The organism is Pseudomonas sp. MWU16-30322, from assembly GCF_020515535.1.
GTDB lineage: Bacteria > Pseudomonadota > Gammaproteobacteria > Pseudomonadales > Pseudomonadaceae > Aquipseudomonas > Aquipseudomonas fluorescens_H.
Genome location: NZ_JAIWYL010000016.1, coordinates 97,157 through 110,834, shown reverse-complemented (window position 1 = coordinate 110,834; position 13,678 = coordinate 97,157). Strand labels below are relative to the sequence as shown.

Genomic DNA, 13,678 nt, shown 5'->3' with positions numbered 1-13,678 from the left:
CGATTACGCGCGATACGGGGCCAGCTCGGGGTTGAGCGGCGTGTCGGCGAATACGTTGGCGAAGTTGCACAGGGTCGCCAGGCTGATGCCGAGAATCACTTCCAGCGCATTGCCTTCGGTATAGCCCGCGGCCTTGAACTGGTTGAAGGTCTGATCGCTGACCTTGCCCCGGGTGGCAATCACTTCGCGGGCAAACGCGGCCAGGGTTTCCAGTTTTTCCACGGGGACGGTGGCTTTTTCACGCAGCGCACTGACGACTTCCGGCGGCAGTTTTGCCTTATTCAGCGCGACGGCGGTATGACCTGCGACACAGAAATCGCAACCATGGTGGGTCGCCGCAATCAGTTGCACCACTTCGCGCTCGGCGAGGCTGAGTTCGGACTTGCCATTGAGCGCCGATACCGTAACGTAGGTTTCCAGCGCCGCCGGGGCATTGGCCAGCACGGCCAGCAGGTTCGGAATGAATCCGGAGTTTTTCTGCGCATTTTCCAGAAACGGTTTGGCGGCTTCGGGAGCGCTTTGCACAGTGTGTAGAGTAAGGCGCGACATGGAGTGGACTCCTGCTGTTGAGTGTCCGGCCAGTCTGTTGGTTATAAAAATTTCGATCCATATTCTAAAGTAGCGATTACTTGCTCCTGAGTGTTTCCATTAGATGATTTCGTCCAGCCCACTGGTTGATTGGTTATTAGAAAGCCTCGAACTCGACGCCAGTCTGTTTCACGTCGGCCGCTATTGCGGTGGTTGGCACGCCAGCACCCATGGGCTGGCGCGCGCAAGTTTCCACTTGATCGTGCAGGGGCGCTGCTGGCTGCACATCGACGGGCAGGAGCAGCCAATTCCGCTGAACACCGGGGATGCAGTGTTCCTGCTGCGGGATCTGAATTACCGCCTCTCCAGCGCCGAAGAGGCGAGCATCGCCCAGACGCTGCCGCGCATGGCCATGACCGCGCTCGACAGTCAGGCGCAGGACGGTGTCGGGCTGGTTTGCGGGTTCTTTCATTTCAAGTCGGGATTGTCATCGCTGATCATCGAAGGCTTGCCGGACTGGATCATCCTGCGCGCGGGCGATCCTTCTTCGAGCGCGGCGCGAGCCTTGTTCGAGTTGATCCTGCAAGAGTGCGAACGCCTGCCGGCGCCCTCCTCGGCGCTGCTCGAACGCCTGAGTCATCTGCTGTTTTTGTACGTGTTGCGCCAGCAGATGACCGACAACCAGAGCCTCGGCGGTCTGGTGGCATTGGCGCGCAATCCGCAGTTCGCGCCGTTGCTGGATCTGTTGATCGAACAACCGCAATTGCCGTGGTCGCTGGAGAGCATGGCGGCGAGTATCGGCTTGTCGCGCTCGGCGTTTTTCAAACGCTTCAATGAGCTGGCCGGGCAGTCGCCGGGGCAAGTGCTGCTGGCGTTGCGCATTCGGCATGCCTGCCAGTTGCTGCGGGCCAATCACACGGTGGAACAGGTGTGCGCGGCGGTGGGCTATCAGTCGATCGCCGCGTTTACCCGAGCGTTTGCCAAGTCGGTGGGGGTGCAACCGGGGGCTTATCGCAAGCAGCATGAAGGGCGCTGAGTGGCATATTTATATATGTCTTGATGGTGCGTTTTTCAGTGTCGATCAAGGGATCAGTGTACGCCACCAAACCTGTGGGAGCTGGCCTGCCAGCGATGGCGTTGGTAGATCCAACATCTTTGTTGACTGACCCGGCGCTTTCGCGAGCAAGCCCGCTCCCACAGTGGATGGTGTTGATCAGCGGATCTGTGTACACCGCAAAACCTGTGGGAGCCGGGCTTGCCCGCGAAGGCGGCGGTACATTGAGCATCCAGGACTCGTTGGTTTCTTATTCCATTAATAAACCAAAAAACCACTTTTTAATCTTTTATCGCTATTAAACTCGCCCCTTATAATTGCGCGTCTGCACTTAACTCATAAAAAGGGATGTTCCATGCAAAGACGCCTGTTACTGGCTGCACTGTTTGTCGCTGTCGCCGGGTGCGCCAGTCCTCCTGCTGTTTCGGTGCATACCAAAGACCCCGCCAGTTCGACCCTGCAAGGTGATGCCACGCGTCCGGCGCAGGCACAATGGATCCGCACCGAGCTGTACTTCTCGGTGGGCACCGTGGATGGCAAGGAAGGCGCGGTCAGCCCGGCGCGCTGGCGCGAGTTTCTCGACAAGGAAGTGACGTCGCGGTTTCCCGACGGTTTCACCGTGTTCGATGCCTATGGGCAGTGGCGTGATCATGGGGCGAAAGAGCCTGAGCGGCTGAGCACCAAGGTCATTGTGATCCTGCACGAGAACAGTCCGCAGAACGCCGGCAACATCGAGGCGATTCGTCTGGCGTACAAGCGCATTACCGGGGACCTGTCGGTGCTGCGCCTGTCGCAACCGGCCGACGTATCGTTCTAATCGTTCATCTGTCCGAGAGCTTGCCGAGGCGTCGACGCCAGGCGGCTCGATCCCGCCAGCAGCAGCGCGCCGACCAGCAACACGCCAATCCCCAAAAACGCGCCCCACCCCACCACCGTCACGCTCGAATAGAGCATGTACAGGCACAGCCCGAAAAACAGCAGCGGCAACAGCGGATACAACGGCACCCTGACCGGCCTCGGCACCTCGGGAAAGCGCCGGCGCAGGATGATCAACGCCAGGCTGCTGAAGCTCAGAAACAGCCAGTACACCGGGGTCAGGTACTCGACCATGGTGTTGAAGCCGCTCTGGGTGAAACTGCCGAACAGCACCAGCAACAATGCCACCGCGCCCTCCGCCAGCAAGGCCTTGCGCGGCACGCCGTCGCGTTCGTCCCACTCGCCGAAGTGGCGCAACTGCGGCACATCGCGGGCGGCGGCATAGGTGGTGCGGGCGCCGACCAGCAAGGTCGAGTTGATGCTGGCGATGGCCGCGATGCCGACCATCAGCAGAATCAGCAGCACCCCCGGCGCACCGAATGCACGGTTCAACAGTTCCACGGCTGGTGCGTTGCTCGCTGCCAGTCCAGCGAAACCCAGGCCTCGAACGAGCGCCCAGTTCAGCGCCAGATAAATCGCCATCAGCACCGTCAGCGCACCGAGCATGGCGATGAATATTCCACGTCGACCATCGCGCACTTCCGCCGACAAGGTTGCCGCATCGCTCCAGCCGCCGAACGCCAGAAACACGAAAATCATCGCTGCGGAAAATCCGGCCATACCGGTGTTTTCCGGCGTGACCGAAACGCTCGGTGGCGGTGCTTCAATCCCCTGCCACGCCAGCCACACACCGGCGCTGGCGATGCTCAGAAAGCCCAGCGCCAGCAAACCCACCAATAAGGTCTGGGTGATGAAACCGATGTGCTTGCCGGTGAGATTGAGCAGCACCAGCGAGGCGATGACCCCGCCGGCAAACAGGCCCGAGCCGTACCGACCGAGCGGCACCACGGCATTGACGTAATCGGCAAACATGAACGCCGACAAGGCGATCCAGCCGGTATGCATCACCGAGAAGCGCGACCAGGCAAACAGGAACCCCATGCGCTCGCCATAGGCCGTGCGCAGAAAGTGATAGTCGCCGCCCGGGTGCGGAAATGCGCTGGCCATTTCGGCGAAACACAAGGCCCCGCTCATCGACGCGAGACCGCCGAGCACCCAGACCCAATAGAAATATTCCGGCCCGACGTTCAGCGCCACGGTCGGCGCGGTTTTCAGGATGTCGGTGGTGATCACCATGCCCAGTGTGATCAGCAACGCCTGCAGCACCGGCAGATGGCGCTTGGGGCCGTTGGAGTGATTCATGGAGAGTTCCGCAAAAAGTCCGCCATCCGTGGCGGATCGGCTCAGAAGCCGTAGGTGGCGCTGGCGTAGTAGTACGCGCCGTTGGTGCCGATCGGCGACAGCACGTCATACGGCAGGTTGCCACCGTAGTTGATCGCCGAGCCGGAGCGTTCCGGGTAGTTGTCGGTGAGGTTGTTGCCGCCCAGGGCGACGCTGAATTTCGGGGTGAATTTGTAGGTCACCTCGGCGTCCAGTTGCCACACCGCGCCGTAGGTCTGCTCCGGTTGCGAATCGCCGAAGTCGAACACACGGGTGGTCTCGCCCTGACGGGTCAGACGCCCGAGCAGACCCCAGTGTTCGCTGGCCCAGTTGGCGGAAAACACGAAACGATCCTTGGGCGCGGCGTCGGTCAGGGTGTTGGTTTCTTCGACACCGACCAGTGCATCGTTGCCGATACCCAACGCCGTCAGTTGCGATGGCGTGCCTTTGGTGCTGGTGACTTTGGTGTGGTTGTAGGTGTACGCGGTGGTCAGGCCCAACGTCCCTTCATACAGTGGCTGGTGATAGTTGAGCACCAGTTCGGCGCCGTGGGTGCTGGTGTCGGCGGCGTTGGTGAAGAAGTTCACATCATGCACTCCGGCCACGCCGAAGTTGTCGTTGATGTATTGCTCCATGGCGTCGCTGCCGATGCGCTGCGACAGGGTGATGCGGTCCTTGACGTCGATGCGGAATACATCGAGCGAAGCGTCGAAGCGGTCGTTGAGCTGGAAGGTCAGGCCGAGGCTGAAGTTCTTCGAGGTTTCCGGATCGAGCTTCTCGGCTCCCAGCGCGCGGGCGATCGGGTCGTTGACCGAGAGCACGCGAATATCGGTGAGCGTGCCGCCTTCGCCGAAGTTGCTGGTGGTGTTCTGGAACCCGCTCTGCGCCAGCGACGGCGCGCGGAAGTTGTTCGACACCGCACCGCGCAGCGCCCACTGCTCGGTCAGTTTGTAGCGACCACTGAGCTTGCCGGTGAGTTTGCTGCCGGCATCGTCGTAATGTTCCCAGCGGGTGGCGGCGTCGACGAAGAAGCGGTCGGTGAGATCGCCCGACAACTCGGCGTAAGTCGCGAACACGTTGCGGTCCAGGTCCGACTCTTCGCTGGGGCGCAGACCGTTGGCACCATCAGCGCCGGAGCCAATGTAAGAGGCCTCGTCACCCGCGTAGGTCAGGTAGTTTTCGTAGCGATATTCGCCGCCCAGCGCCAGCACGAACGAGCGTCCGCCCAAGCGCAGTTCGCGGCTGAAATCGAGGTTGGTGGTGGTCTGGCGCAGCTCGTAATCGCCGGTGTCGAATTTCGTCGGCGAGTCCTCGCCGAGGCTGACGTTAAGGGTGCGGCGGGTGGATCCGTCGAAGCGGTTACGGCCATGGGTAACGCTGCTGTCAAAGTCCCAGTCTTCGCCGATCATGCCTTTGAAACCGGCGGTGGCGGAGACGTCCTTGTTGTCGCCCAGCGACTGCGGCAGGTAGCCGTTGGGATAGAACTGCGGCTGCTCGTAGGGGTAGCGATAGAACTCGGCGCCAGTGGTGTGGCGCTGGTTGTAAGTGCCGAAGCTGTAGGCTTTGCCGCCGGCCAGCGGCAGCTCGCTGTTGAACCACAGGTTGACGTCCCGCGCCAGGCCGTCGCCCATCACGTAATTGCGCTGGTCGGGGGTATCGGCAAAGCCATCGAAACCGGCGCGGTTGGTCGGGTTGCGATTTTTGTACTCGGTGCCGCCACGAATGAACCCACCCTCTTCGCCCAGGCGCGTGCCGATCTTGGCCGTGGTCACGCTGTTCTGGCCGTCGGTGGTGGTTCTGCCGATGGCGTCCTGATGGGTGTGAAACGCGCCGTAGCTGGTGGACACTTCGCCGCCCTCGGGAGCGTCGTCGAGGATGATGTTGATCACCCCGGCAATCGCGTCGGAACCGTACTGTGCGCCGGCGCCATCGCGCAGCACTTCGATGCGCTTGATCGCGCTGATGGGGATCGAGTTGAAGTCCACTGGTGCCGTGCCGCGACCGATTTTCGACGAGTCGTTGACCACCGCTGAAGTGTGACGACGCTTGCCATTGACCAGCACCAACACCTGGTCCGGGCTCATGCCGCGCAACTGCGCGGCGCGCACATGGTCAGCGCCACCGGAGTTGGACTGACGCGGCATGCTGAACGATGGCAGCAACGTTTGCAGCGCCTGACCCAGCTCACCGTCGGCCGCGCCGGTGGACTTGAGGTCGGCGGCGGTCAATACGTCAACCGGCACCGGAGAATCCAGCACCGTGCGAGCAGTGCCACGGGTGCCGGTGACCAGCACGGTACCCAGCCGTGTGTCATCGTCAACGCGGGTGGAAGTGTCTTCGGCTTGCGCCGGAACTTGCCAGATCGCACCGACAACCGCGATGGCCAGTAATGAACGGGAACGGTGATACATGTGACAGCTCCTTTATCGCAGCTAATACCCGGCCGTTGCCGACAATAAGGGTTCGGCAATCAATGCACGGCAATGTCTGCTGTAGTTTTAGAAATCAGGAAGGCGGTGAAGGCTGGTTAAACGTATTGAGTTGGTTAAGCGCAGAATCCCCAAAGTTAGTTGTTTCCCCTTGAAGACCGATGCTAGACGGGCTGAGGCTTGCCGTAAAAGAACCAATAACACTTAGGTTAGATCGGGCTGATTAACTGTATTTAGTCCAACACAAGTGTTGCCAGAACAACAGTAGCTCAACTAAGCAGCAACTAACTCAAGCATGAATGCTGCCCCTTGTGGGAGCGGGCTTGCTCGCGAAAACTATCGTTCAGTCGCCGAAAATATCGACTGGGCTGGCCCCTTCGCGAGCAAGCCCGCTCCCACAGGTTTGACTGGGTGAACACTGACTTCTCATCCACCGCAGATCCAATGTAGGAGTGAGCCTGCTCGCAATAGCGGTATATCAGCCACCGAAGCAGTTGAATGTTCGGGCCCCATCGCGAGCAGGCTCACTCCTACAGGTTGATCGGGGTGAACGCATAGCTTTCATCCACCACGGTTCCAATGTAGGAGTGAGCCTGCTCGCGATAGCGGTATATCAGCCACCGAAGCAGTTGAATGTTCGGGCCCCATCGCGAGCAGGCCCACTCCTACAGGTTGATCGGGGTGAACGCATAGCTTTCATCCACCGCAGATCCAATGTGGGAGCGGGCTTGCTCGCGAAGAGGCCAGTCCAGTCCCCCGAGATGTTGACTGCAGACAAGCACAAAACCTCAGTCGAACTCCTTTTCCAGCCAGGCATCCGCGGCAATGTCCAGGGCCTGCGCACTGAAGCGTTGTTCCGCAAAAGGGTCGGCGTGCAGGTGAAAGCCGTTGCGCTCCCAGAAGCCGGGTTGTTCTTCGTCGACAAACTCCAGACCGCGCAGCCATTTGGCACTTTTCCAGAAGTAGCGCCCGGCGACCACCAGCCGCAGCGGCCAGCCGTGCTGGGCGGTCAAGGGTTGGCCGGCGTAATGGGTGGCCAGCAGGCTGTGCGGGTGCAGCAGGTCGTCCAGCAACAGGTTGGTCTGGTAATCGTGATCGGCGTGGGCCATGACAAAACGTGAAGCGGGCTGGATATCGAGCTCGCTCAGCAAATCCTGCAGATGCACCCCGCTCCACTGCGTGTCGAACTTCGACCAGCGTGTCACGCAATGAATGTCACATTGCAACTCGCGCTGCGGCAACCTTTGCAGGTCAGCAAAACTCAACTCGACGACACGCCCGACCTTGCCGAACAGGCGCAGTGACCAGGTTGCCAATTCATACTCCGGCACCGTGCCTTCGTGGAGGATCGGGAAGCGCTCCGTCAACACCTGCCCCGGCGGCAAGCGTTGACCGAGCGCCGGGTCAGCCTTGGGTGCGCGGCTGTTGCGCAAGCGCATGGCTTTGTTGTGCATATTCACTCCCAAGCGCGTCAGGATGCCTGCCGCGCATACAGCGCATCACCCGGTGATAACGGCTGCATTCAGTTCGCCACAGGAATCCACTCGGCCCGCGCCACGTTGGCGCTATCACCGAACGCCGGGAGTTTCTGCGCCAGGTCGCGAACGTTTTTCACGTCAAGATCGAGCAACTGCTGACGGGTGATCAGGGTCGGTGGTACCAGCACCTGATGCCCAGGATTTTCGCCGGCAATCAACATCGCCAGACTGCGCACGCTGATCGCCCCCGCCACTTGCGGATTGACCGCGGCGGTCGCCGCCCAGGCACTGTCCGGTTCTTTCATGATCTGAATGTCGGCGGTGGAAATGTCGGCGCTGTAGATCTTCACCTTGCGCCCCAGCCCGGCCTCATCGACGGCGATTTTCGCGCCTTTGGCGAACTCGTCGAACGGCGCGAAGATCACGCTGATATCCGGATTGGCCCGCAATACCGCGCTGGCCTGATCCGCCACCGAGTTGGCAATCGGCGGGTTGAGCGTGCCGAAACGCGCCTTCTCGATGATGCCCGGATTGGCCTTTTTCACCTGACTCCAGATCTCGTCGCGGCGCTCCATCGGCGTGAAGCCGCTGATGTACACATACCCGGCATCGAACCGCGTGCCGTTGTCCTTCACCGCCTGATCCAGCGCCAGTCGCGCCAGTGCATGGTGATCCTGCTCGACCTGGGTCACTTGCGGGCTGTTCAGATCGACGTCGAACGCCACCACCTTGATGCCTTTGGCGATCGCCCGGTCAATCGGTCCCTTGAGGGTTTCCGCCAGGCCCAGTTGCACGATGATCCCGTCCACGCCGAGGTCGATCGCCTGATCGATCATCTCGCCCTGACTCGCCGCCTGCTGCCGCGCATCGAACACCCGCAGATTGGCGCCCAGCGCCTCGGTCTGTTTCTCCACGCCGCGCAGATAGGCCTCGGGAAAGTCCCCGGAAAACAGATAACCGACCAGCGCGATCTCCACCTGGCCCTTGTCGAACGGCGCCGGAGCACCCGGTAATGCCTTGGCCTGAGCGCTCAACGCCAATGCCGAGAGCACCGCGCCGGCGAGGCAATGGCGTGCGAACTGCTTGATTGAACCGTGCATACATCTTCCTTGCAGCGACAAATGAACCGGCTCAGCGCGCCCGATGCGCGAGGCCGAAGGTGAACATCAGGGCCAGCACCAGCACCAGTCCCTTGACGAAATCCTGCGCGTAGTACGGCGCGTTGAGCATGGTCAGGCCATTGAGCAGCGACGCCACCAACAGTGCGCCGACCAACGTGCCGAAGGCATTGGGCTTCTTCGCGCCGAGCACGGCAAAACCGATCAGCGCAGCGCCAAGCGCGTCGAGCACCAGACCGTTGCCGGAGCTGACATCACCCCGACCCAGGCGCGCCGCCAACAGCAACCCGCCGAGCGAGGCAAGCAATGCCGAGAGCACATACGCGAGCAGCTTGAAGCGCTGCACTGGCGCCCCCGCCAATCGTGCCGCCTGCTCGTTACCGCCAATCGCATAAAACAATCGGCCGATGCGCGTGCGCTCAAGAAACAGCCACACCGCCAGCGCCACCAACGCAGTGATCAACACCGGCACCGGCACCACGTCCCACAAGCGTCCGCGGCCGAGGGCGAGATACGCGGTACTGAACGTGCCCTCGGTTTCCACGCCACTGGGCAAGGTCATGCCCACCGCAATCGAGCGCCCGCCCGTGGGAATCAGTTGCACGCCGATCACCAGAAACATGCTGCCCAGCGTTGCGAGAATGTCCGGCACCCGCAGCTTGACGATCAGCCAGCCATTGAGCAGCCCGACCAGTGCACCACCGGCCAGACTGATCAGCACCGCCGGCACCGCGCCCCAACCGAGCACCACCATCACGTAACTGGCGATCATCAGGCTCATCGCCGCCACCGCCCCAATCGACAGATCAAGTCCGCCGACGGCCATGGTCAGCGTCACACCAAGGGCCAGCAGCGCGACGATCGACACCGACTGCAAGATGCTGAACAGATTGCCGACGCGCAAAAACGCCGGCTCCGCGACACTGAAAAACACCACGATCAGCGCCAGCAGCCACAACAGGCCGTAGCGGATCAGCGCTTGCAGCAGGCGCTCGGCGGGTGCCGTAGCGGCAGACAACAATGAACTCGAATCAGGCACTCGCTCTGCTCCTCGGCGTGGCATGAAAGGGATTTTCGCTAGCGTCGCTGCCGGCCAGCGCGGCGACCAGGGTCGCGCGTTCAAGGCCGGCGCGCGGGTATTCGGCGACCACCGCGTGATCGCGCACCAACAGAATGCGGTCGGCGATTTCCAGGGCTTCGTCGACATCGGCGCAAATCACCAGGGTCGCGCGGCCGCCGGCACTGTCGCGCAGCAGTTGGCCGATCTCGCGGCGGGCGCGCACGTCGACGCCCTGAAACGGCTCGTCGAGGATCAACACCCGGCCTTCTCCGAGCAGCCAACGGCCAAGCACGACCTTCTGTTGATTGCCGCCGGACAGCGCGCTCATCGGCACCTCGATGCCGGCGGTCTTGATCCCCAGCGCCGCGACTTGCGCCTCGACCGCTGCGGCTTCGGCGCGGTTGCGAATGAAACCGGCACGGGTGAAGCGCTCCAGAAACGGCAAGGTCAGTGTGCGGCGCAGGGAAAAGTCGGGCACCAGCGACTGACTGGCGCGATCCTCCGCTGCGAGAAACACACCGCTGTGAATCGCCGCCCTTGGCGAACCCGGCAGCCATTCCACGCCATCGAGTTGCAGGCTGCCGGCCACGGCTTTGCGCAAGCCGAACAGCACTTCGGCTATCTCGCTTTTGCCGGCGCCGAGCAGCCCGGTCAGCACCACCACTTCGCCTTGGTGCAGGTCGAAATCGAAACGCCTGGAGCGCGGCAAAATCTGCAAACCGCGCACACCAAGGACTTTTCGGCCCACGCTGCCGGGCGTGTAGAGATGCCCGTCCAGCGCCTGCCCGAGCATCGCCTGCACCGCCTCGGGTAACTGCCGTGTGCTGAATTCTCCGGCCAGTCGCCCATCGCGCAAGACAATGGCGCGATCCGCCACCCGTTGCAGATCGGACAAGCGATGGGAGATGTAAACAATCGCCACGCCACGGCTGCGCAGGGTGTCGATCAGACCGAACAGCCGTTGCGCCTCGGCGTCCGACAAGGCGGCGGTCGGCTCATCGAGAATCAGCAGACGCGGCTGCAAGGCAAAGGCCCGCGCCAGCACCACCAACTGCCGCTCGGCCTGGCCCAAGTGTTCAATCGGCTGCTCCAGCGGCAACACCAGACCCAGCCCGGCCGCGATACTCGCGGCGCGTTCCAGCAAGCGTTTGCGATTGAGCCAGAAGTCCGCGTCAGGCTTGCACAACTCATCGAGCAACAGGTTTTCCGCCACGCTCAAACCGGGCGCAATGCCCTCGTTGATCTGCTGATGCACCGCGACAATCCCGACCCGACGTGCCGACAGCGGCGAGCTGAATTGCCGGGGCTGCCCGTCGATGAAAATCTCGCCGCCATCGGCGCGCTGGCTGCCGGCGAGTATCTTCACCAGCGTTGATTTGCCGGCACCGTTGGCACCGAGCAACGCCACCACTTCGGCGGGATGAATCTGCAGGCTGACGCGATCCAGTGCGCGGTTCGAGCCAAAAGTTTTGCTTAGTTCACGCACCTGAATCAGCGGCGCGCGGGCCACGACAACACTCATAAAATTCCTTAACGTCGATGGGCCAGCGAACGTACCAGCCGGTCGCCCAGGCTCTGCACGCCCTGCACCAGAATGACCAGCACCACCACGGTGACGACCATCACTACATTGTTGAAACGCTGATAGCCGTAACGGATCGCCAGATCACCGAGGCCGCCACCGCCAATCACCCCGGCCATGGAAGAAAAACCGATCAGCATCACCAGCGTCAGAGTGATCCCCGCCAGCAACGCGGGCAGCGCTTCGGGCAACAGCACTTTGAAAATCACATGACGGATATCGCCGCCCATGGCGAGGATCGCTTCGATGCGGCCCTTGTCGACCTCATCCAGCGCGTTCTCGACGATCCGCGCAAAAAACGGAAACGCGCCAATGGTGATCGGCACCACCGCCGCGGTGCTGCCGAGGGTGGTGCCGACCAGCAGACGCGTCAGCGGAATCAGCGCAATCAACATCACCACAAAGGGCAGCGAGCGCCCAAGATTGACCAGCGAACCCAGCGCGGCATTGAGGCGTGGCAGCGGCCACAGTCCGTCGCGCCGACTGACAAACAGCAACACCCCGAGCGGCAAACCGATCAGCAACGTGAACAGCCCGGCGAGCAAGATCATGTACAGGGTTTCGCCGGTGGCGTTGAACACCAGTTGCAGGATTTCATTCCAGTCGATGCTGCGGTTCATGGCTGCGCCGCCCGTACGCCGTATTGCTTGAGGAAGCTGAGACCGGGAATGTCGTGGCCCAGCGGCAGGCCGCAGGTGGGACGTAACGAAGTGCCGAGACTCGATTGCGGATCGGCGAGCAAGCGCGGCACCGGGCCGGACTCGATCAGACGCCCGTCAGCCATCAACGCCGCGTGATCGCAGATCGACTTGACCACCTCCAGCTCATGGGTGATCAGCACAATGGTCACGCCCAGTTGCCGATTGATATCGCGCAGCAGGTCGAGAATCGACGCGGTGGTTTCCGGATCCAGCGCGCTGGTGGCTTCGTCCGACAGCAGATACGCCGGCTCGGCGGCCAGGGCGCGGGCAATCCCCACCCGCTGTTTTTGCCCACCGGACAACTGCGAGGGAAAGGCTTGCGCCTTGTCAGTTAAGCCGACCAGTTCCAGCAGCTCGCGCACCCGCACATGGCGCCACGGTTTGCCGACGTTGGCGATTTCCAGCGGCACGGCGATGTTGTCGAACACGGTGCGCGAGTGCAGCAGATTGAAGCCTTGGAAGATCATGCCGATGCGCTGACGCTGGCGGCGCAGGTCGCTGGCAGACAGCGTCAGCAGGTTCACGCCGTCGATCAGGATTCGCCCGCTGTCCGGGCGTTCGAGCAGATTGAGACAGCGCAACAGGGTCGACTTGCCCGCTCCGCTGCGCCCGAGGATGCCGTAGATCGCACCATCGGGAATGCTCAGCGACACCTGATCCAGTGCCGGCGTCGGCGCTGACGGGTAGGTCTTGCTGACCTGCTCGACGACGATCATGGCTTGGCATCCACCACCGGGATCACCGAACCCTTGAAGTTATCGGTGATGTATTTCGCCACTTGCGGCGAGGTCAGGTCCTTGGCCAGTTGCGCGATGCGCGGATCGTTCTGCAGTTTCGGCGTGGTCACCAGAATGTTGGCGTACGGATTGTGTTCGGCCTTCTCCAGCCCCAGCGCATCCTTGGCCGGCACCAGTCCGGCTTCCAGTGCGTAGTTGCCGTTGATCACCGCAAGGTCAACGTCGTCCAGCGCCCGAGGAATTTGCGGCGATTCGATTTCAAGGATCTTCAGCTGTTTCGGGTTCTCGGCGATGTCCTTGGGCGTGGCCTGATCGGCTGCCGGATCCTTGAAGCCGGGCTTGAGTTTGATCAACCCGTTGTCCTGTAACAGGTACAGCGCACGGCTCAGGTTGGTGACGTTGTTGGGCACCGCCACGGTGCCTTTTTCCGGCACGTCGGCGAAGCTTTTGTGCCGGCGCGAAAAGATGCCCAGCGGCTCGATATGCACGGTGGCGGCCACCGCGAGTTTCTGCCCCAGCGCTTGCTCCTGGGATTTCAGATACGGCAGATGCTGGAAGTAATTGGCATCGACATCGCCATGCACCAGCAGCTCGTTGGAGTTCACGCCGTTGGGAATCTCGATGACCTTGAGGTTGAGTTGCGGATCGATTGTCTGGATGTACGCGAGAATCTGCGCGTGCGGCACCGGGTCGGCAGCCACCCGCAACGGCTCCAGTGCCTGCGCGCCGAACGAAGTCACCAGCGCGCCGAGCACGGCCAGGGTCAAACCTGCTTTTTTCAACATGTGCGGAGTC

At 61.8% G+C, this 13,678-nt stretch carries 13 protein-coding genes; 3 read left to right on the top strand and 10 right to left on the bottom strand.

Annotated elements, in window-relative coordinates; genetic code table 11:
- Nucleotides 1-3: 3 nt before the first annotated feature.
- Nucleotides 4-549, bottom strand: a complete 546-nt coding sequence (locus LCH64_RS26955; protein WP_003224264.1) for a carboxymuconolactone decarboxylase family protein — start codon at nt 547-549, stop codon at nt 4-6.
- A gap of 103 nt (nt 550-652) precedes the next feature.
- Here LCH64_RS26955 and LCH64_RS26950 point away from each other — a divergent pair, with 103 nt between their 5' ends.
- The 3 genes from LCH64_RS26950 to LCH64_RS26940 are packed head-to-tail and all read left to right on the top strand — an operon-like array spanning nt 653 to nt 2,399.
- Nucleotides 653-1,564 carry an AraC family transcriptional regulator gene (locus tag LCH64_RS26950; RefSeq protein ID WP_226501826.1) on the top strand — a complete coding sequence of 304 codons (912 nt, stop codon included), beginning with the start codon at nt 653-655 and terminating at the stop codon, nt 1,562-1,564.
- 38 nt (nt 1,565-1,602) lie between these two features.
- The gene (locus LCH64_RS26945; protein ID WP_226501825.1) at nt 1,603-1,884 is read left to right on the top strand and encodes a hypothetical protein; all 282 of its coding nucleotides are present in this window, start codon (nt 1,603-1,605) and stop codon (nt 1,882-1,884) included.
- 53 nt (nt 1,885-1,937) lie between these two features.
- A complete protein-coding gene (locus tag LCH64_RS26940; protein WP_103486633.1) occupies nt 1,938-2,399 on the top strand; it encodes a DUF3574 domain-containing protein in 462 nt (153 codons plus the stop codon).
- Here LCH64_RS26940 and LCH64_RS26935 read toward each other — a convergent pair.
- The 9 genes from LCH64_RS26935 to LCH64_RS26895 form a co-directional block, all read right to left on the bottom strand.
- Entirely contained in the window at nt 2,396-3,760 is a 1,365-nt protein-coding gene (locus tag LCH64_RS26935) for an APC family permease (protein ID WP_226501824.1), read from the bottom strand. The two genes, LCH64_RS26940 and LCH64_RS26935, sit on opposite strands and share 4 nt — an antisense overlap.
- A 41-nt stretch (nt 3,761-3,801) precedes the next feature.
- On the bottom strand, nt 3,802-6,189 hold the full coding sequence (locus LCH64_RS26930; RefSeq protein WP_226501823.1) for a TonB-dependent receptor: 2,388 nt from the start codon (nt 6,187-6,189) through the stop codon (nt 3,802-3,804).
- Between the two features lie 806 nt (nt 6,190-6,995).
- Complete coding sequence (locus LCH64_RS26925) at nt 6,996-7,661, bottom strand: sulfite oxidase-like oxidoreductase (RefSeq protein ID WP_226501822.1); 666 nt, start codon at nt 7,659-7,661, stop codon at nt 6,996-6,998.
- Between the two features lie 68 nt (nt 7,662-7,729).
- Entirely contained in the window at nt 7,730-8,785 is a 1,056-nt protein-coding gene (locus tag LCH64_RS26920) for a substrate-binding domain-containing protein (RefSeq protein WP_226501821.1), read from the bottom strand.
- 31 nt (nt 8,786-8,816) lie between these two features.
- Nucleotides 8,817-9,842 carry an ABC transporter permease gene (locus LCH64_RS26915; protein WP_226501820.1) on the bottom strand — a complete coding sequence of 342 codons (1,026 nt, stop codon included), beginning with the start codon at nt 9,840-9,842 and terminating at the stop codon, nt 8,817-8,819.
- On the bottom strand, nt 9,835-11,385 hold the full coding sequence (locus LCH64_RS26910) for a sugar ABC transporter ATP-binding protein (protein ID WP_226501819.1): 1,551 nt from the start codon (nt 11,383-11,385) through the stop codon (nt 9,835-9,837). Before LCH64_RS26910 ends, LCH64_RS26915 begins: the two co-directional genes overlap by 8 nt.
- 8 nt (nt 11,386-11,393) lie before the next feature.
- The gene (locus LCH64_RS26905; RefSeq protein ID WP_226501818.1) at nt 11,394-12,065 is read right to left on the bottom strand and encodes a methionine ABC transporter permease; all 672 of its coding nucleotides are present in this window, start codon (nt 12,063-12,065) and stop codon (nt 11,394-11,396) included.
- Entirely contained in the window at nt 12,062-12,862 is an 801-nt protein-coding gene (locus LCH64_RS26900; protein WP_226501817.1) for a methionine ABC transporter ATP-binding protein, read from the bottom strand. Before LCH64_RS26900 ends, LCH64_RS26905 begins: the two co-directional genes overlap by 4 nt.
- Entirely contained in the window at nt 12,859-13,668 is an 810-nt protein-coding gene (locus tag LCH64_RS26895; protein ID WP_226501816.1) for a MetQ/NlpA family ABC transporter substrate-binding protein, read from the bottom strand. The genes LCH64_RS26900 and LCH64_RS26895 overlap by 4 nt, the downstream gene beginning before the upstream one ends.
- Nucleotides 13,669-13,678: the final 10 nt, after the last annotated feature.

Bases quoted from the DNA above. Each gene is read 5' to 3' on its own strand.
- LCH64_RS26935 (WP_226501824.1), bottom strand. From the start codon at position 3,760: ATGAATCACTCCAACGGCCCCAAGCGCCATCTGCCGGTGCTGCAGGCG.
- LCH64_RS26955 (WP_003224264.1), bottom strand. From the start codon at position 549: ATGTCGCGCCTTACTCTACACACTGTGCAAAGCGCTCCCGAAGCCGCC.
- LCH64_RS26920 (WP_226501821.1), bottom strand. From the start codon at position 8,785: ATGCACGGTTCAATCAAGCAGTTCGCACGCCATTGCCTCGCCGGCGCG.
- LCH64_RS26940 (WP_103486633.1), top strand. From the start codon at position 1,938: ATGCAAAGACGCCTGTTACTGGCTGCACTGTTTGTCGCTGTCGCCGGG.
- LCH64_RS26910 (WP_226501819.1), bottom strand. From the start codon at position 11,385: ATGAGTGTTGTCGTGGCCCGCGCGCCGCTGATTCAGGTGCGTGAACTA.
- LCH64_RS26895 (WP_226501816.1), bottom strand. From the start codon at position 13,668: ATGTTGAAAAAAGCAGGTTTGACCCTGGCCGTGCTCGGCGCGCTGGTG.
- LCH64_RS26925 (WP_226501822.1), bottom strand. From the start codon at position 7,661: ATGCACAACAAAGCCATGCGCTTGCGCAACAGCCGCGCACCCAAGGCT.
- LCH64_RS26930 (WP_226501823.1), bottom strand. From the start codon at position 6,189: ATGTATCACCGTTCCCGTTCATTACTGGCCATCGCGGTTGTCGGTGCG.
- LCH64_RS26900 (WP_226501817.1), bottom strand. From the start codon at position 12,862: ATGATCGTCGTCGAGCAGGTCAGCAAGACCTACCCGTCAGCGCCGACG.
- LCH64_RS26950 (WP_226501826.1), top strand. From the start codon at position 653: ATGATTTCGTCCAGCCCACTGGTTGATTGGTTATTAGAAAGCCTCGAA.
- LCH64_RS26905 (WP_226501818.1), bottom strand. From the start codon at position 12,065: ATGAACCGCAGCATCGACTGGAATGAAATCCTGCAACTGGTGTTCAAC.